Source organism: Rhizobium sp. WYCCWR10014 (assembly GCF_001657485.1).
GTDB lineage: Bacteria > Pseudomonadota > Alphaproteobacteria > Rhizobiales > Rhizobiaceae > Rhizobium.
Window position 1 is genome coordinate 225,341 of record NZ_LXFU01000029.1, and the last position, 18,337, is coordinate 243,677.

12 protein-coding genes are annotated in these 18,337 nt (G+C 62.9%); 9 read left to right on the plus strand and 3 right to left on the minus strand.

Going from position 1 to position 18,337, the window contains the following annotated elements; translation table 11 throughout:
• Positions 1-9 precede the first annotated feature (9 nt).
• From A6U98_RS09760 to A6U98_RS09770, 3 genes are all read left to right on the plus strand, one after another.
• Positions 10-2,490, plus strand: coding sequence for a glycoside hydrolase family 2 protein (locus A6U98_RS09760; protein ID WP_064649581.1), 2,481 nt, complete (start codon positions 10-12; stop codon positions 2,488-2,490).
• Between the two features lie 45 nt (positions 2,491-2,535).
• Complete coding sequence (locus tag A6U98_RS09765) at positions 2,536-3,714, plus strand: glycosyltransferase family 4 protein (RefSeq protein ID WP_064649583.1); 1,179 nt, start codon at positions 2,536-2,538, stop codon at positions 3,712-3,714.
• A gap of 190 nt (positions 3,715-3,904) precedes the next feature.
• Positions 3,905-7,216 (plus strand): oligosaccharide flippase family protein, encoded by a 3,312-nt coding sequence (locus A6U98_RS09770; protein WP_064649776.1) that lies wholly within the window; start codon positions 3,905-3,907, stop codon positions 7,214-7,216.
• Positions 7,217-7,287: 71 nt separating this feature from the next.
• Here A6U98_RS09770 and A6U98_RS09775 read toward each other — a convergent pair whose 3' ends face one another.
• The 3 genes from A6U98_RS09775 to A6U98_RS09785 form a co-directional block, all read right to left on the minus strand.
• Positions 7,288-8,466: a glycosyltransferase family 4 protein gene (locus A6U98_RS09775; RefSeq protein WP_064649585.1), complete on the minus strand. Its 1,179-nt coding sequence runs from the start codon at positions 8,464-8,466 to the stop codon at positions 7,288-7,290.
• 145 nt (positions 8,467-8,611) lie between these two features.
• Positions 8,612-8,848 carry an Lrp/AsnC ligand binding domain-containing protein gene (locus A6U98_RS09780; protein WP_003543721.1) on the minus strand — a complete coding sequence of 79 codons (237 nt, stop codon included), beginning with the start codon at positions 8,846-8,848 and terminating at the stop codon, positions 8,612-8,614.
• Between the two features lie 68 nt (positions 8,849-8,916).
• Positions 8,917-9,825, minus strand: a complete 909-nt coding sequence (locus tag A6U98_RS09785; protein WP_064649587.1) for a LysR family transcriptional regulator — start codon at positions 9,823-9,825, stop codon at positions 8,917-8,919.
• Positions 9,826-9,909: 84 nt separating this feature from the next.
• On the opposite strand from A6U98_RS09785, the gene A6U98_RS09790 reads away from it, so the two are divergent.
• From A6U98_RS09790 to A6U98_RS09815, 6 genes are all read left to right on the plus strand, one after another.
• Positions 9,910-11,340 (plus strand): VOC family protein, encoded by a 1,431-nt coding sequence (locus A6U98_RS09790; protein ID WP_064649589.1) that lies wholly within the window; start codon positions 9,910-9,912, stop codon positions 11,338-11,340.
• A gap of 68 nt (positions 11,341-11,408) precedes the next feature.
• Positions 11,409-12,692: an FAD-binding oxidoreductase gene (locus tag A6U98_RS09795; protein ID WP_064649591.1), complete on the plus strand. Its 1,284-nt coding sequence runs from the start codon at positions 11,409-11,411 to the stop codon at positions 12,690-12,692.
• Between the two features lie 25 nt (positions 12,693-12,717).
• Positions 12,718-14,256, plus strand: coding sequence for an aldehyde dehydrogenase family protein (locus A6U98_RS09800; RefSeq protein ID WP_064649593.1), 1,539 nt, complete (start codon positions 12,718-12,720; stop codon positions 14,254-14,256).
• Between the two features lie 212 nt (positions 14,257-14,468).
• Positions 14,469-15,485: an iron ABC transporter substrate-binding protein gene (locus A6U98_RS09805; protein WP_064649595.1), complete on the plus strand. Its 1,017-nt coding sequence runs from the start codon at positions 14,469-14,471 to the stop codon at positions 15,483-15,485.
• A 149-nt stretch (positions 15,486-15,634) separates the two neighbouring features.
• Complete coding sequence (locus A6U98_RS09810; RefSeq protein WP_064649597.1) at positions 15,635-17,302, plus strand: iron ABC transporter permease; 1,668 nt, start codon at positions 15,635-15,637, stop codon at positions 17,300-17,302.
• Positions 17,299-18,336, plus strand: coding sequence for an ABC transporter ATP-binding protein (locus tag A6U98_RS09815; RefSeq protein ID WP_064649599.1), 1,038 nt, complete (start codon positions 17,299-17,301; stop codon positions 18,334-18,336). Before A6U98_RS09810 ends, A6U98_RS09815 begins: the two co-directional genes overlap by 4 nt.
• The last annotated feature ends 1 nt before the right edge of the window (position 18,337 follow it).

The window sequence follows — 18,337 nt, forward strand, 5'->3', positions numbered from 1 at the left end:
GATCTGACCATGCGGGGGCGTTTGGCGAGCATCGGTGCCGAGGAAAGTCTACTTTCCGAAGGCTGGAACCTGATCCTGACGGAGCCGGGCGCCTGCGCCGTGCCGCACGACATCCCGCTCTCCGCACAGTTCATTCCAGCACCCGTTCCCGGCACCGTCGCCGCCGCGCTTGAAAAAGCCGGGCTCTTCGACCGGGAAAATCCCGGGCCGCTGAACACGCGGGATGCCTGGTATCTCTGTCGGCTTTTCGATGCCGAGCCCGGCGACGCGATCCTGCGTTTCGAAGGGCTGGCGACGCTCTGCCATGTCTTCCTGAACGGCCAGGAAATCCTGTTTTCCGAGAGCATGTTCACGGCGCATGAGATTCCGGTGACGCTTTCTGGCGGCGACGAACTGGCTTTGTGCTTCCGGGCGCTCGGCCCCCGCTTGTCGGAGCCAGGGCCGCGCGCGCGCTGGCGGCCGCAGATGATCACGCCGGCGGGCTTGAAGAATTTCCGCACGACACTGCTCGGCCATATGCCGGGCTGGTGCCCGGATATCCATGCCGTCGGGCCATGGCGGCCGATTTCGATGGTGCGGCGTCATCCGGTCTCGATCGACAATGTCTCCGTCCGCGCCGTATTGGAGGAGAGTGGCGTCGGCCGCCTCAGCGTTTCCCTGCATAGCAATGCAGAGGATCCGGCGATGCTACTGCGCTGCGGCGGGATGGAGCAGCCCTTCGAAAAGGTCGGCGACAGTCATTACTCGGCTATCCTCAAACTTTCCGACATCGAGCCCTGGTGGCCGCATACGCACGGCGCACCGCGTCTCTACGAGCTGACGCTGGTTTCTGACGGCGTGGAATATCCGCTCGGCAGGACCGGCTTCCGGCGTATCGACGTCGACCGTGGTGCCGATGGCGATGACTTCGCGCTCCTCGTCAACGGCGAACGCATCTTCTGCCGCGGTGCCGTGTGGACAACGGCCGATATCGTGCGATTGCCGGGCGGGCGGGCGGATTATGAGCCGTTCCTGCGGCTTGCCGCTGCAGCCGGCATGAACATGATCCGCATCGGCGGCACCATGGCCTACGAAACGCCTGATTTCTTGACGCTCTGCGACGAGCTCGGTCTGCTCGTCTGGCAGGATTTCATGTTCGCCAATTTCGATTATCCGCGCAACGACAAGGCTTTTCTCGGCCACGTGCATGCGGAGGTCGAGGAATTCCTGCACGGCGTGCAGGCGTCGCCTTCGCTGGCCGTGCTCTGCGGCGGCAGCGAAATCCACCAGCAGGCGGCAATGCTCGGTCTGCCGGCGGAATTCTGGAGCGGACCGGTCACCGATGAAGTCATTCCGGCGGTCGTCGCGCGCATGCGCCCCGACGTGCCCTATGTCCCGAACTCGCCCTATGGCGGAGCGATGCCCTTTTCGCCGAATGCCGGTATCGCGCATTATTACGGCGTCGGCGCCTATATGCGGCCGATTGCCGATGCGCGCCGCGCGGATGTGCGTTTTGCTTCCGAAAGCCTCGCCTTCGCGCATGTGCCGCAGCAAAGGACGCTGCAGCGTCATCTCGATGTGCCCGCCGTCCACAGCCCACTATGGAAAGCCCGCGTGCCCCGCGACCGTAGCGCATCGTGGGATTTCGAGGACGTTCGCGATTTCTACCTGCAGCTTCTCTACGGTTTCGATCCGGCCCATCTGCGCCGCGAAGATGCGGAACGCTATCTCGATTTCTCCCGCGCCGTTACCAGCGAGGTGATCGAGGAGACTTTTGCCGAATGGCGGCGCAAGGGCTCCGCCTGCAACGGCGCGCTCGTCTGGACGCTGCAGGACCTGCTGCCCGGCCCCGGCTGGGGAGTGATCGATTCCACCGGCGAGCCGAAGCCGGTCTGGTATGCGATGCGCCGTGCATTCCGGCCGGTTCAAGTGGTCTTCACCGACGAGGGAACGAACGGTCTCGACGTGCATGTCGTCAACGAGACGGATGCCGTGCTCGACGTCGAGCTCGAGGTCGTCTGCCTGCGCGGCGGAAAACAGCAGGTCGTCAGCGGCAGCAGGGCGTTCAAGCTGGCGGCAAGAGACACGGAGCGCCTTGCCTGCACCGCGCTGTTCGGCGCCTTCTTCGACACGACCTATGCTTTCCGTTTCGGGCCGCCGGCGCATGATGCCAGTGTGGCGCGCCTGCGCTCGCTGGCGGACGGCGCTACTCTCGCCGAGAGCTTCCACTTCCCGTGCGGACGGGGGAAGGCGTTGCATGAAGCAGCTATCGAAGCATCATTCACCAGAGACGGTGACGACTGGTTCGTTGACCTCAGGACCGACCGGCTGGCGCAATCGGTGCATATCGACGTCGAAGGCTATCGGGCCGACGACGACTGGTTCCACCTTGCCCCCGGCGCGATGCGGCGCGTGAAGCTCCACGCGCTGTCCGGCGTGGAAAGCGATATTCCGCCTGCGGGTGAAATCAGAAGTCTAGGCAGTTCGCATCGCGTCGCAATCGAGGGCTGACGCCCCTGCGAAGCATGATGCCGATCCATTGGGAAAGACCGTGATTTGAGAACGATATACCGCTTTCTGCGTGCCCATGTTCTGCAGCGGCTGATCCCGCGGTCGCGTCTTGCCTTCAATCCGCGCAGGCCGGTGGAAATCGTCGGCTATCTCTCGATGGCGGTCGGCGTCGGCGAATCGGCAAGGCTCTGCGCCGGCGCTCTATCGGAGGCTGGGTGGGCGATTTCGCTCTCCGACGTCAGCACGCATCCTGACGAGAATTCCTTCGCCGGATGGATGCCGTCGCATCTCTCCACCGAACCCGCGGGGGGCCGGATCTGGCATCTCAATCCGCCGATGCTGCCGCGCGCCATCCTGAAGAAGGGCGTTGCCAATTTCACCCGCGCCTTCAACATCGGTTATTTTGCCTGGGAGCTCGAAGTCGTGCCGGCCGAGTGGCGCAATGCGATGCATTACATGAATGCCGTCTTCGTGCCGTCGGAATTCACCAGGCGGACGATTGCGCCCCTCACTGCGGCACCGGTCATCGTCGTTCCGCATCCTGTCACCGAGAAGCCGGCGACGGAAGGCATGCGCCAGAAATTCGGCATCGAGGAAGACGCCTTTCTCGTCAGCTTCATCTTCAGCGCCGGCTCCTCGATCAACCGGAAGAATCCGCAGGCCGTCATCGAGGCCTTCCGGATATTTTCCGTCGAATGCCCCAGCGCCTTCCTGTTGATGAAGGCCAGTGGCAATATCAACAAGGATGAGGGCCTGCGCGAACTGGTCGCCTCGGTCGCGGGCAATACCCGGATAAGGATCGTCATCGACAGGATGTCGGACTCCGATATCAATGGCCTCATCCGCTGTTCAGACGCCTATCTTTCGCTGCATCGTTCCGAGGGTTTCGGGCTGACGGTGGCCGAGGCGATCATGCAGCGTACGCCCGTCATTTCCACGGCATGGTCGGGCACGGTGGATTTCTGCGATCCCGACAATAGCTGGCTGGTTGCCTCTCCCCTCATTCCGGTGGTCGATACCCATCCGGAATTCGCCGGGCTCAAGGGGGCGGTCTGGGCCGACCCCTCACCCGAGGAGGCGGCCGGGTATTTGGGGGACATTTTCCGCGCGCCAGAGCGTGCGCGAGAGAAGGCCGAGAGGGCGCGGGAGTTCCTGCTGCGCTACCTCGCGGAGAACAGCTACGAAAAGGCGCTCCAGACGCTGGCGGCGATGCAGGCAAGCTAAGCTGAGGTTGTCACTCCGCTTTATTTTAACATTTTCGCATTAGAGATGGCGGGTATGCGGCTTTAGAGCGTGTCGCGCAAAAGTGTGCAGCGGTTTTGCGATAACGACATGCGTAAAAACAAAAACCTAAGGTGCAATGAGCGATCTGAAGATCGCGACGCGCTTTAGGCCGATCCTGACGGATGGACAGATGTCGAAGGGTATTATCGCAAACTCGGTGATGAACGCGGCGGCAGGCATGCTGCTGCTTCTGACGGGCTTTGTTTCATCGATCATAACCGCGCGGTTGCTCGGGCCGGAAGCCAACGGCATCGTCGCCTTTTCGCTCTGGCTGGTGGTGACCGGCGCCTCGATCGCCGAGCTCGGCTCCAGCATCACGTTGCTGAAGACCTTGCCGCAACTTTCGGCAGAGGGCTTCGATGCACGCCGCCGGCGGGGTTTTGCCGCCATCCTCGTCAGCTTCATGATGTTCTCGACCGTCGTGCTGCTGGCGCTCTACGCGCTGTTCTTCCTGACATCCGAGAAGATGCACTGGGCCGACACCGCACCATCCGTCGCTCTGGTCACGGGCGTGCTGTTCTTCATCCAGGCGATCGGATCCTTCGTCAAATTCTACCTGATCGGCGAAAAGAAGCTGGGCGCCTTCTTTAAGCTGACGGTTGCAGTCTCTATCGTGCAGCTTGCCGGCGTTGCCGTCGGCGCCGTTTTCTACGGCGTCGAGGGCGTTCTCGTCGGTTATGCGCTCGGCCAACTCGTGCTGTTTTTCGCCACGTTGCCGATCCTTCTGGCGCGGCGCGACTGGTGCGGGGTCTCGCTGAAATATCTCGCATCCTCCTCCGTCATCCTGTCGATCCAGTTCATCATCGATTCCATTTTCCTCAACCGCCTCGAGCTGCTCTTCCTGCAGCAGTTCTGGTCGGTGGAGATGGTCGGCTATTATGCCGTCGGCCTGTCGATTGCGAATATCGCGCTGCAACTGCCGATCCAGATGACCGGCAGCCTGCTGCCCTATTATTCCGAGCGGCGGCACAGCAGCGACGATTCGACATTGCCGGTCGAGGTTTTTACCGCCGTTACCCGCAGCATGGCCTATATCGTGCTGCCGATGAGCCTGGGGCTTGCCGCGATCTCCAGCGAACTGGTGCTCGTGGTGTTCGGTGAAGCATTCCGCCGCAGCGGGACGGTGGTGGCGCTGCTTGCGCTCGTTGCTCCCGCCTATACCTTCATGCAGATCCTCAGCCTCTACCTGCTGTCGATGGACAGGGCCCGCTCCCGCCTGAACATCAGTGTGATAGGTGGCCTACTGATGGTAGCGGGTTGTTTACTGATCGTACCTAGGCTTGCGGCCGAGGGTGCCGCACTCGTGCGCATCCTCGTATTCGTTGCGATGTCGGTGATGATGATCAGACAGACAGGATTCGGATCCCAGCTTTCGGGTCTCTACGCAAGCTTGACGAAGGTGACGCTCGCCTCCGTCCTCTGTGCTTGCGGAGCGACTTCCGTGTTGGAATTCGTCCAGGGTCCGGCTGGATTGGTCGGCGCCATCATCGCCGGCGCATTCGCCTATTTTGCAGCACTCCGGGTGCTGCGCGCCGTACCAGGCGAGGATGTCGAAGTCATGCGCTCCATTCTCGACAAGATGCCGTCCCTGCTGCGGCGACCGGTTGGTCATGCGATCAATTTCATCGCGCCGCGGCTTCCCGGCGATCCCGATCGCGCCAAGGTCGCGCCCGGCGAATTCTCGCTGGAACCGGCCGAGGGTGCGGGGCGCAACGCTGCCTTGCCTGTCGTCTTCGACGGCACGATCGGGCTGTTCATGCCTGAGAATCCGCTCGCGAAGAAACGCTCGGCCGCCGTGCTCTTCGTCAGCCCCTGGGGTTTCGAGGAGATGTGCAGCCGCAAATTCTTCCGCGTCGCGGCCGAGCATTTCTCGGATATCGGCGTACCGAGCCTGCGCTTCGACTATCGCGGCACCGGCGACGCGCTCGATTTCGGGGCGCTGCCGGCAAGGCTGGAAACCTGGGAAAACTCGATCCGTGCGGCCGCCGACAAGCTGAAGTCGCTAAGCGGCTGCGACCGTATCATCCTCATCGCACAGGGCCTTGGTGCGACGCTTGCCCATCGCGTCGGTTCTTCGATCGAAGGCGTCGACAGCCTCGTCATGCTGGCGCCGGTGCTGAGCGGCCGGTCCTATCTGCGCGAACTCAACATGTGGTCTAAGATCATCGATGCCGATCTCGGCCTCGGCAAGGAACATGTCCAGACCGCGAAGGTGCAGATCGCCGGGCTCGTCATGCCCGAAGAGATCGCTGCCGAGCTCGGCAAGCTCAACATCACCTCGCCGCAGGGGCTCGCAGCCTCGCGCTATCTAATCATCGAACGTCCTGCCAAGGCCGAGGATACCGGCTTTGCCGACGCGCTGAAGGCGCTTGGCGCCGATGTCGAGCAGACGGCTTTCGAAGGCTATGACGAGCTCGCCACCAATCCGCTGTTTGCCAAGACGCCGATGGCTGTCGTGGCGCTGCTGACGACGTGGCTGGAGGCAACGACGACAGAGACATCCGCCGCCCATTCGCCGGCGGCGATCGACAACCCGCTGCTTGCCGGCGATGATTTTGCCGAAACGCCGGTCCGTTTCGGAAGCCATAATCATCTGGTCGGCGTCGTTAGCCGGCCGCTCGGCGAGATCAAGGGCAATGCCGTGCTCTTTCTGTCGACGGCATATGACCGGCATGCCGGCTGGGGACGGACGACTGTGGATATGGCGCGCGAGCTCGCCCGCCAAGGCGTCGTTTCGCTGCGTTTCGATTCGGCCAATGTCGGCGACAGCCCGCCGCGGCCGGATGCGCCGGAACAGGTGCTTTATTCGGATACGCAGACCGCGGATGCAGTCGCCGCGCTCGATCTGCTCGAAGGCGTCGTCGCCGGCCCGGTCATGGTCGCCGGCCGATGCAGCGGCGGCTATGTCGCCTTCCGCGCCGGCGTCGCCGACGAGCGCTTGAAGGCTGTCGTGTCGATCAATCCGTTCGTCTATTACTGGGATCCTGAAATGCCGGTGCGCAGGGAGCATGTCGTTTCCGTTCCCCGCAGCCTCGATGATTACAGCCAGCGCCTGGCGCGGCTCGACACGTTGAAGCGGCTAGTGCGTGGCCAGGTGGACGTCGTTGCAGCGTTGCAGAATATCGTCATAGCCGCCGGCCGCCGGCTGTCGCCATGGGTCGCGCCGCTGCTCGAGCTGCTCCCCGACCGGCGCCATATTGCCCGCGAGGTCCGGCACTCCTTCGCGTCGTTCGGCAAACGCGAGGTGCCGCTGACGCTGATCTACAGCGAGGGCGATGTCGGGCTCGACCACGTCTATTTCCACTTCGGGCCGCGCGGCGCCAGGCTTTCGCGCTATCCGAACGTGCGGCTGCTGATGCTGCCGGATGCCGACCACAATCTGACACCGCCGCAATCGCGCAAATTCGTGCTCGACGAGATCATCCGTCTGGCGAGAGCGTGACTGGGGATTTTAGAGCTCACGCCTCTTTCACACGCGCAACGCTGTAGCGCTTATGCGGTAGGAAGACAGGATCAGATGCTTTCCGCGGCGACGACATCAAGCGATCTATAGAGATCAATATAACGTCCGGCGACGATGTCCCAGGAATAGCCGCGGGCAGCGTCGAGAAGCTCAGCGCGAACGGCATCCGGCTGGCGCGAAAGAGCTTGATGGGCCGCTTCGATCGCCGTGGCGGCGGTCTCAGGATCCGTGAAATCGGCAAGCATGAGAACGGGATGCCGGGCGGCAAGCGTCGCAAAGGCATCGTTGGCGTTCAGCACCGGCAGGAGGCCGGCGCTCATCGCCTCCAGCGCCACCAGGCCGAAACCTTCATATTCCGAGGCGGAGGCGAAAATCGAAGCTTCTGTGATGATGCGTCGGATGGTGTCGTTGTCGGGCGAAACATGCAGGGTGACGCGGCCGGAAAGATGACGGCTTTCGATTGCGCCTTCGACATCCGCCCGGTTCAGGTCGGATTCGGCGCCGACAATGTCGAGATGCCATTCCGGGTCGCGGGTCTTCAGCGCGGCCATTGCATCGAGCAGATGGTCGATGCGCTTGTTCACCGAGAACCGGCCGATCGTGACGATGCGGCGCTTTGCCCGGCGTGAAGCGGTGTCGGCAAACTTGCCGATATCGGCGCCGTTTTCGATCAGGAGGCTGTCGGGCGCGATCTCGGAAAACTGCTTGAGGTCGGAGGCGCTGCAGCAGACGACGCGGCGATAGGCCATCGCCGAAGCGCGGGTCAGTGTCCGGAACCAGATCTTCTTGATTGCCGCGTATTTCCGCGTGTGGAAGAAGCCGCCATGGGTGGTGACGATCATCGGTTTTCCGTGCAGCCGCCGGCCCCAGGCGAGCGCGTCGAAGAAGAAGTCGATGGCGTGGACATGGACGAGATCGGCATCGGCGAGATGGCGGAAAACCTGCGGTGCCAGCGGATAGCGGCTGGAGCCGGACCAGGGAATGCGCACCACCTCGATGCCGTCGATATCTTCGCGAAGCGGCAGCTTGTCTTCAGGCGCGGTGAAGAGCGAATCCAGCGTGACGACGCGCACGCGATAACCGCGGCATACAGTCTGGCGGGCGAGATTGGCGACCACGTCTTCCAGGCCGCCGCGATTGGGCAGGAACTGGCGCACGACATGGACGATCAGCGGAGCTGTTTCCAACTTCGGCTTCGCGCGCACCCTATCTGCCTCGACGATCGACATTTTCCACCTATCGCTACGCACGCCGCCTCATGTCGAGGCGGAAGTCTTATAGCAACGACCAGATATCTCAGGCGTTAAGCCGCGGTTTAAGCGGTATCCTGAAAGGCGATTCTTCGCGAAAAAGGTTAACCGCCTCTGATGGAGATCAGAATGCCTTGAAGGTCAGCGTCGTCAGCGAGCGGACGATGCCGGGAATATTGGCGATGTTGTCGTTGATGAATTTGCCGATATCCTGGCCTTCCTCGATATAGACCTTCAGCAGCAGATCGTAGTCGCCGCTGGTCGAATAGAGCTCCGACACCAGTTCGGTCTGGTAGATGGCGTCGGCGACATCATAGGTCTTGCCGGGTGCGCATTGGAGCTGGACGAAGATCGGCTTCATGGAGATTTCCTGCAAAGTTGTTTGGTAGGCATAATGGTCGAAAGCGCCATGCCGATGCAAGCCGTTCGTCACGCAGCCGGGTTGGTGGTTGCCTCTGCGACGATCCAGTCACGAAAGGCGGCAAGCGGCGCATAATCGGCGCGCTCGGGCGGAAAGGCGAGATAATAGCGTTCGCGACTTTCCATTTCACGGTCGACAGCGGCGACGAGATCGCCGCGCCTGATCTCCTCCTGCATCAGGAATGTCGGCAGCAGGGCGACGCCGAGGCCGGCGATCGCCGCCTGCGCGGCCGTGGCGAACTGGTCGAAGAGCATGCCGTGGACGTTTTCGAAGGAAACGTCGTTGCTGGCGAACCACTGCTCCCAGGCGTCGGGACGTGTCGTCAGATGCAGAAGCGGAACGGCGAGCAGATCCTCCGGTCCTGAGATCGCATATTGATTCAGAAAATCCGGACTGCAGGCCGGCACCGTGCGCTCCGACATCAGGAAGGCGAGTTCGGCGCCCGGCCAGTGCGGATGGCCGAAGTGGATGGCGGCGTCGATCGAATCGAGGCGGAAATCGAAGGGCGAAAGCCGAGTCACCAGATTGATGGTCACGCCGGCATTGGCGGAGAGAAAGCGCCCCAGGCGCGGCGCCAGCCAGCGCGTGCCGAAGGTCGGCAGGATGGCGAGATTGAGGGTGCCGCCATGCGGATTGGCGCGCAGGTTCAGCGAGGCGCTCGATATCCGCCGCAGCGCCTCGCGAATCTCGCGGGCATAACCGTCGCCGGCAAGCGTCAGCCGCATGGTCTGGCGTTCGCGCAGGAAGAGCTCGACACCAAGCTGCTCTTCCAGTGCGCTCACCTGGCGGCTGACGGCGCTCTGCGTCAGATCGAGTTCGCGCGCCGCTGCCGTCACGCTGCCGGTGCGGGCAACCGCCTCGAAGGCGGCGAGATGCGAAATCGATGGCAGAAAACGTCTTGACGTCAGCATGGTCATTCCGTTTCAGAATGGGCTATTTCCGAAATAGCGATATTTGCGGCTTTGTCGCGCGTGTAAAGAGGTTCATCCTGCAAAAACGGAATGATCCGGAGTTTCCCAATGCCGCAAGCCTTCGTTTCCCCAGATCGCATCCGATCGCTGTTCACCGAGGCGATGTCGCAGATGTACCGGGCGGAAGTGCCGCAATACGGCACGCTGATCGAACTTGTGGCCGATGTGAATGCCGGCTGCCTCGAAAATGATCCCAATCTGCGCGAACGTCTGGCCCAAGCCGGCGAGCTGGAGCGCATCGATGTCGAGCGTCACGGTGCTATCCGGCTCGGTACGGCTGACGAGCTCTTCACCATTCGCCGGCTGTTTGCGGTCATGGGCATGCAGCCGGTCGGCTATTACGATCTTTCGGTCGCCGGTGTGCCTGTTCATTCCACCAGCTTCCGGCCGATCGACGAGGCAGCGCTCAACGTCAATCCATTCCGGGTCTTCACCTCGCTGCTGCGATTGGAGCTGATCGAGGACGAGGGGTTGCGCGGCGAGGCCGAAGCCATTCTGGCGAAACGGCGGATCTACACACCGCGCGCCGTCACGCTGATCGAGCGCCACGAGCAGAACGGCGGCCTGACCGAGGCGGAAGCGACGGAATTTGTCGCCGAGGCGCTTGAAACCTTCCGCTGGCATGGCGAAGCGACCGTCAGCGCAGACACCTACAAGCGCCTGCATGATGCGCATCGGCTGATCGCCGATGTCGTCAGCTTCAAGGGGCCACACATCAACCATCTGACGCCGCGCACGCTCGATATCGACGCGGTCCAGGCCCGCATGCCGGAACGCGGCATCACGCCGAAGGCTGTCATCGAAGGGCCGCCGCGCCGTCATTGCGATATCCTGCTGCGGCAGACGAGCTTCAAGGCGCTGGAGGAAACGATCGCCTTTTCCGATGATGACGGTGCGGTTCAAGGGACGCATACCGCCCGCTTCGGGGAGATCGAACAGCGCGGCGTGGCGCTGACGGCGAAGGGCCGGGCTCTCTACGACCAGCTGCTCGCCTCGGTTCGCGGCGAGGTGCAGGTCGGCGCCGGCGGCGCCAAGGCCGGCGCCTACGACGACGAACTCGCCGCGCGTTTCAAGGCACTCCCGGACAGCTGGGATGAGTTGCGCAACGAGGGTCTGGCCTTCTTCCGCTATGCCGCGACGCCTGCGGGCATTGCCGCCGCGGCTGGCAGCATGCTGCCCGGCGATCCGGAGGCACTGATCGCCAAGGGTTACCTCGCCTTCACCCCGATCGTCTACGAAGACTTCCTGCCCGTCAGCGCGGCCGGCATCTTCCAGTCGAACCTCGGCACCGACCAGCAGCAGAACTACGCGACTCGCTCGAACCGTGACGCCTTCGAGGCAGCACTCGGCGCCACCGTTCAGGACGAGCTGGCGCTTTACGCCGAACGCCAGGCGGCATCGCTGGATTCGGCACTGGCCGCGCTCGGCCTTGCGGACCTGCCGCTGAAGACCGTTGCGTGAAATGGCAGGTTCAACACTTTCTTTTATGCATTAGAGTATCCGCGATTTCGCTCTGATCGGACTGAGCCATGCTGAATGATCCGCGCTCCCACGGCCTCTGGGAAAAGACCGCGCCCGAAGCGCCGACGACCTCGCCTCTCGACGGCGCGATTTCGGCCGACGTCGTCATCGTCGGCGGCGGTTACACCGGCCTCTCTTCCGCCCTGCATCTTGCCGAGGCCGGGTCGAAGGTGGTGCTGCTGGAGGCCAAGGAGATCGGCTTCGGCGGTGCCGGGCGCAATGTCGGGCTGATCAATGCCGGCATGTGGGTGATGCCGAACGATCTGCCCAGCGTGCTCGGCCCGGTGCATGGCGAACGTCTGCTCGATCTGCTCGGCAATGCGCCGAAGCTGGTCATGGAGCTGATCGACAAACATCAGATTGCCTGCGAACTCGAACGGAACGGCACGCTGCATTGCGCGGTCGGCGCGGATGGGCTGAAGGAGATCGAGGATCGCGCCGCGCAATGGTCCGCCCGCGGCGCAGCCGTGACGCTGCTCGATGCGGCGGAAACGGCAAAACGCATCGGCAGCGATGCCTATACCGGTTCGCTGCTCGACAAACGCGCCGGCACGCTGCAGCCGCTTGCCTATGCGCGCGGCCTTGCCCATGCCGCCGTCAAGGCCGGCGTCGCCATTCACACATCCAGCCCGGTCATCGCAACGGAGCGTAACGGCAGCCGCTGGACCGTGAAAACAGCAAACGGCGAAGTCAGCGCCGAGTGGATCATCGTCGCAACGGATGCCTACAGCACCGGCCCATGGGAGCAGGTGCGCAGCGAACAGGTGCATCTGCCCTATTTCAATTTTGCCACCGTGCCGCTCGGCCACAATCTGCGTCAGTCGATCCTGCCAGGGCGGGAAGGCGCATGGGATACCAAGGAAATCCTCTCCTCCTTCCGCATGGACCAGGCCGGCCGTCTCGTTTTCGGCAGTGTCGGGGCGCTGCGCAATACCGGGTTGGCCGTACACAAGGGCTGGGCCAAACGCGCATTGAAGCGGCTTTTCCCTGTTATCGGCGATGTCGAATTCGAGTGCGAATGGTATGGCCAGATCGGCATGACCGACAATGCGCTGCCGCGCTTCCACAAATTCGCGCCTGGGGTCGTCGGCTTTTCGGGTTACAATGGCCGCGGCATTGCGCCTGGCACGGTCTTTGGCCGCACGCTGGCGGAGCATATCCTCGGCCGGATTGGCGAAGCCGATCTGCCGCTGCCGCTGACGGCACCCAGCGAACCGAGCTTCCGTGCGCTCAAGGAAATATGGTACGAAGCCGGCGCTCAGGTCGCCCATTTCGCCGATGCACGCTTCTAAGCACAATAAGATTGGAAACACGACAATGACCATCGCCGTCCTCGATCTCGCCACCGAAACCGCCAAGCTGCTTGCCGAACTCGGCGTCGATGCCAGCCGCTATCACGGCGGCACTCTTTCCGTCAGCTCGCCGGTCACCGGCAAGGAAATCGGCAAACTCAAGGAACATTCCGTTTCCGAGACGAAAGCGGCGATCGAAGCGGCGCACCAGGCTTTCCTCGAATGGCGTGCCGTGCCGGCGCCGAAGCGCGGCGAACTGGTCCGCCTGCTCGGCGAGGAGCTGCGCGCCGCAAAGACGGCGCTCGGCCGTCTCGTTTCGATCGAGGTCGGCAAGATCACCTCCGAAGGCCTCGGCGAAGTGCAGGAGATGATCGACATCTGCGATTTCGCCGTCGGTCTTTCCCGTCAGCTCTACGGCCTGACGATCGCCACCGAACGCTCCGAGCACCGGATGATGGAAAGCTGGCACCCGCTCGGCGTGATCGGCATCATCTCCGCCTTCAACTTCCCTGTTGCCGTCTGGTCGTGGAATGCGGCGCTTGCGATGGTCTGCGGCAATTCCACCGTCTGGAAGCCCTCGGAAAAGACGCCGTTGACGGCGCTTGCGGTGCAGGCGCTGTTCGAAAAGGCGCTGAAGCGTTTCGTCGCCGAGGGCGGTAGCGCACCGGCCAATCTGTCGACGCTGATCATCGGCGGCCGCGAGGTCGGCGAAGTGCTGGTCGATCACCCGAAGATCCCGCTCGTCTCGGCCACGGGCTCGACGGCCATGGGCCGTGCCGTCGGTCCGCGCCTGTCGCAGCGTTTTGCCCGCGCCATCCTCGAGCTCGGCGGCAACAATGCGGCGATCGTCTGCCCGAGCGCCGATCTCGACCTGACTCTGCGCGGCGTTGCCTTCTCCGCCATGGGCACGGCCGGCCAGCGCTGCACGACGCTGCGCCGCCTCTTCGTGCATGAGAGCGTCTACGACCAACTGGTGCCGCGCCTGCAGAAGGCCTATGGCTCCGTCACCATCGGCAATCCGCTCGAGGCTGGGACGCTCGTCGGCCCGCTGATCGACGGCCAGGCTTTCGAGAAGATGCAGGCAGCGCTTGGCGAGGCGAAGTCGGCCGGCGGCACGGTGACCGGCGGTGACCGCGTCGACAATGGTTCGGCCGAGGCCTTCTACGTTCGCCCGGCGCTTGTCGAAATGCCCGATCAGACCGGACCGGTCGAGCACGAGACCTTCGCGCCGATCCTCTATGTGATGAAGTATAGCGATTTCGACGAGGTGCTGGCGCTGCACAATGCCGTGCCGCAGGGACTGTCGTCGTCGATCTTCACCAACGACATGCGCGAGGCCGAAACCTTCGTCTCCGCCCGCGGCTCGGATTGCGGCATCGCCAACGTCAACCTCGGACCATCCGGTGCCGAGATCGGCGGCGCCTTCGGGGGTGAGAAGGAGACCGGCGGCGGCCGCGAATCCGGCTCGGATTCCTGGAAGGCCTACATGCGCCGCTCCACCAACACGATCAACTACGGCAGAACGTTGCCGCTGGCGCAGGGCGTCAAGTTCGACGTCGAATAAGTTGGCGGCAAAAGGCTGCAAAAGAGAGGCGGCGCTCGGGAAGCGTCGCCTTTTTTGCCAAATCGAGATTTATTCCCCTGTAATATGAAATATTTAGTCAAGATATTGTGATGGCTTTTCTGGCCAAGCCAAACTTGAAATCTGCAGTCAGGAAAAATATACGCCTCTCATCGCCCTTGGAGAGCTCGGGTGACATCGTCACGGAGGCCATCATGAACATTGCTCTTAACCGTTTTTCCCTCGCGCTTGCCGCTTCGTTTCTCTCCGCCACCGCGCTCGCAGGCAGCGCACATGCGCAAGACGAAGGTCTCGTCGTTTACAATGCCCAGCACGAAAGCCTCGGCCGCGAATGGATCGATGCTTTCACCAAGGAGACCGGCATCAAGGTCACCATGCGCCAGGGCAGCGACATGCAATTCGCCAATCAGATCATCCAGGAAGGCGACGCCTCTCCGGCGGATGTCTTCCTCACCGAGAATTCGCCGGCAATGACGCTGGTCGATGGCGCGGGCCTCTTCGCCCCCATCGAAAAGGAAACGCTGGATCAGGTTCCGGATCAGTATCGCCCGGCTGACGGTATGTGGACCGGCATTGCCGCCCGCACCACCGTTTTTGCCTACGACAAGACTAAGCTCACCGAAGACAAGCTGCCGAAGTCGTTGCTCGACCTCGCAGATCCGGCCTGGAAGGGCCGCTGGGGTGCAGCACCTGCCGGTGCCGACTTCCAGGCTATCGTTGCCGCCCTGCTGCAGCTGAAGGGCGAAGACGCCACCAAGGCATGGCTGAAGGGCCTGAAAGACAATGCCACGCCCTACAAGGGCAACAGCGTCGCGATGAAGGCCGTCAACGCCGGCGAAGTCGAAGGCGCTGTTATCTATCACTATTATTGGTTCGGCGATCAGGCGAAAACCGGCGAGAACAGCAAGAATGTTGGCCTGCACTACTTCAAGAACCAGGATCCGGGCGCTTTCGTCAGCGTTTCCGGCGGCGGCGTCCTGAAGTCTACCCAGCACATGAAGGAGGCCCAGGCTTTCCTGAAGTTCCTCACCAGCAAGGCCGGCCAGGCAGTTCTCAAGGACGGCACCTCCTATGAATATGCCATCGGCAAGGATGCGCCTTCCAACGACAAGCTCACTCCGCTTGCCGATCTCAATGCGCCGAAGGTCGAAGCTTCGACCCTCGACAGCAAGAAGGTCGTCGAACTGATGACGGCCGCCGGCTTGATCTAAAGCGTGGCGCGCCACACTTTAGATCTTTCGTTTTCCGCATGTCGTCGTCGCAAAACCGCGGCACACTTTTGCGCGACATGCTTAGACCTTTCTGCCGCAGGCGTCTTCCGGCCAAAACTATTGCTTTTGGCTCAAGAAAACCTTAGGGCATGACGACATCCGGCAACCGCCCTTCAAAGGCGGTTGCCTTCCTTTTTCAGCGTGTAAAGGCATCGGCCTTGCTGCAGGACAACAGATTGCTCGCATCCGGCAACCAGGCGCCGGTCGCGCCGAGGGCCGCGCGAATGGTTTTGCCACGCGGACGCATGCCGCACGCTTCCGTGATCCTGCTTGCAACCGTCGTCGCGATCTTCAGTCTCGTGCCGCTCGGCTTCATCGGCTGGGTAACCTACGATGTCGGCTGGGAAACAGTGAAGGCCCTGGTCTTCCGGCCACGCGTCGGCGAACTTCTCGTCAATACGGTTCTCCTGGAATCGATCACCATCCCGCTGTCGATCGTGCTTGCCGTGACGCTTGCCTGGCTGACGGAACGGACGGACATTCCTTTCGCGCGGCTCTGGGCCTGGCTTGCGATCGCTCCGCTCGCCGTGCCCGCCTTCGTGCACAGCTATGCTTGGGTCAGCCTCGTTCCCGGCATGCGCGGCCTGCAGAGCGGCGTCTTCGTCTCGGTCATCGCCTACTATCCGTTCCTCTACCTGCCGGTCGCCGCAGCATTGCGCCGCCTCGATCCGGCGATCGAGGATGCCGCGGCCTCGCTGGGCCTTAATCCCTGGCGCGTCTTCTTCCGCGCTGTGCTGCCGCAGCTCAGACTCGCCATCTGCGGCGGTTCGCTGCTGATCGCGCTACATCTGCTTTCGGAGTACGGCCTGTTCGTCATGATCCGGTTCGACACCTTCGCGACGGCCATCGTCGACCAGTTCCAGTCCTCCTATAACAGCCCGGCCTCCAACATGCTCGGCGGCGTGCTCGTCGCCTGCTGTCTCTTTCTGCTCGGCTTCGAGGTGCTGATGCGTGGCAACGAACGTTATGCCCGCGTCGGCGCCGGCTCGCCACGTCCCACGGACCGCCGCCGGCTGGGCTGGTTCGTGGTGCCCGCCGTTTTGCTGCCTGTCATCCTGGCGGTACTGACGCTCGGCGTGCCGCTGGTGACGCTTGGCCGATGGCTCTATCTCGGCGGCATCGATATCTGGCGCATCGAAGTCGGCAACGCCTTCCTGCAGACGATCGTGCTTGCCATTGTCGGCGGCGTGCTGGCTACGATTGCCGCAGCACCGATGGCCTGGCTTTCCGTGCGGGCGCCCGGCCGCCTTCAGCGCGTGCTCGAAGCCTGCCATTATTATGTCGGCTCGCTGCCGGGCGTCGTCGTGGCGCTGGCGCTGGTGACGATCACCGTGCGTCTCGTGTTGCCGCTCTATCAGACCTTCGCAACGCTGCTCGTCGCTTATGTGATGCTTTTCCTGCCGCGGGCCATGGTCGGGCTGCGCGCCAGCATCGCCCAGGCGCCGGTGGAGCTGGAGCGCGCCGCGATGGGTCTCGGCCGCACCCCGGGCCAGGCGGTGCGGCAGATCACCATGCGGCTTGCAGCACCGGGAGCGGCCGCCAGCGTCGCGCTGGCCGCACTCGGCATCACCAATGAACTCACGGCGACATTGATGCTGTCGCCCAATGGCGTCGATACGCTGGCGACGAAATTCTGGTCGCTGACCAGCGAGATCGACTATGTCTCGGCCGCCCCTTACGCCTTCATGATGGTCGTGCTGTCGCTGCCGCTCACCCTGATGCTCTATACCCAATCGAAACGGACCGCCGGCCAATGACGCTGCTCACGATCGAAAACATCAGCAAGCGCTATGGCCCCGTCCAGGCGCTGAAGGATATTTCGCTCGAGGTCTCGGCCGGCAGCCGCACGGCCGTCGTCGGCCCGTCCGGTTCGGGCAAGACGACGCTGCTGCGCATCATTGCCGGCTTCGAGCAACCCGATGTCGGCAGGGTGACGCTGGATGGCGACCTGCTCGCGGACGGTCCGGCGACAGTGCCGGCACACAAGCGCGGCATCGGCATCGTCTCGCAGGACGGCGCGCTATTTCCGCACTTGAGCGTTGCCGAGAATATCGGCTTCGGCTTCGAACGAGGCGCAGCCGATCGCGAGAAGCGCATCGTCGAGTTGCTCGATATGGTCGAGCTCGACCGCGGCATGCTGGCGCGGCGCCCGCATCAGCTTTCCGGCGGCCAGCAGCAGCGTGTGGCGCTGGCCCGCGCGCTCGGCCGCAAGCCGCGGCTGATGCTGCTCGACGAACCTTTCTCGGCACTCGATACCGGCCTGCGTGAAAATATGCGCAAGGCGGTTGCGCGCGTCCTGCAGGCGGCCGGCATCACCACCATTCTCGTCACCCATGACCAGGAAGAGGCGCTGACCTTTGCCGATCAGGTCGCGGTCCTTAGGGAAGGACGGCTGATCCAGGCCGGGTCGCCGCAATCATTGTATCTGCATCCGCGCGATCGCGAGACGGCACTGTTTCTCGGTGATGCCGTGCTGCTTCCCGCCATCATTCGCAACGGTTTGGCAGACTGCGCACTCGGCCATGTCGCCGTCGAAGGCAGTCGTCAGGGCAAGGCGGAGATCATGCTGCGGCCCGAGCAGATCCGCGTCGTCGCCGATGAAAGCGATCGCAACCATGGCGGACGTGTCGTCGAGGTGGAATTTGGCGGCGCGGTTTGCACCGTTGCGGTTTCGCTCGACGGCGTTGCCTTGCCGCCGATCCTGATCAAGACCTCGAGCGTGGCGCTTCCGGCGCGAGGAGACCTCGTTCGCCTCGATATCGCCGGCAAGGCGCATGTCTTCGATAACTAAA

Bases quoted from the DNA above. Each gene is read 5' to 3' on its own strand.
- A6U98_RS09785 (WP_064649587.1), bottom strand. From the start codon at position 9,825: ATGACCATGCTGACGTCAAGACGTTTTCTGCCATCGATTTCGCATCTC.
- A6U98_RS09810 (WP_064649597.1), top strand. From the start codon at position 15,635: ATGACGACATCCGGCAACCGCCCTTCAAAGGCGGTTGCCTTCCTTTTT.
- A6U98_RS09790 (WP_064649589.1), top strand. From the start codon at position 9,910: ATGATCCGGAGTTTCCCAATGCCGCAAGCCTTCGTTTCCCCAGATCGC.
- A6U98_RS09795 (WP_064649591.1), top strand. From the start codon at position 11,409: ATGCTGAATGATCCGCGCTCCCACGGCCTCTGGGAAAAGACCGCGCCC.
- A6U98_RS09800 (WP_064649593.1), top strand. From the start codon at position 12,718: ATGACCATCGCCGTCCTCGATCTCGCCACCGAAACCGCCAAGCTGCTT.
- A6U98_RS09805 (WP_064649595.1), top strand. From the start codon at position 14,469: ATGAACATTGCTCTTAACCGTTTTTCCCTCGCGCTTGCCGCTTCGTTT.
- A6U98_RS09780 (WP_003543721.1), bottom strand. From the start codon at position 8,848: ATGAAGCCGATCTTCGTCCAGCTCCAATGCGCACCCGGCAAGACCTAT.
- A6U98_RS09775 (WP_064649585.1), bottom strand. From the start codon at position 8,466: ATGTCGATCGTCGAGGCAGATAGGGTGCGCGCGAAGCCGAAGTTGGAA.
- A6U98_RS09815 (WP_064649599.1), top strand. From the start codon at position 17,299: ATGACGCTGCTCACGATCGAAAACATCAGCAAGCGCTATGGCCCCGTC.
- A6U98_RS09770 (WP_064649776.1), top strand. From the start codon at position 3,905: ATGTCGAAGGGTATTATCGCAAACTCGGTGATGAACGCGGCGGCAGGC.
- A6U98_RS09760 (WP_064649581.1), top strand. From the start codon at position 10: ATGCGGGGGCGTTTGGCGAGCATCGGTGCCGAGGAAAGTCTACTTTCC.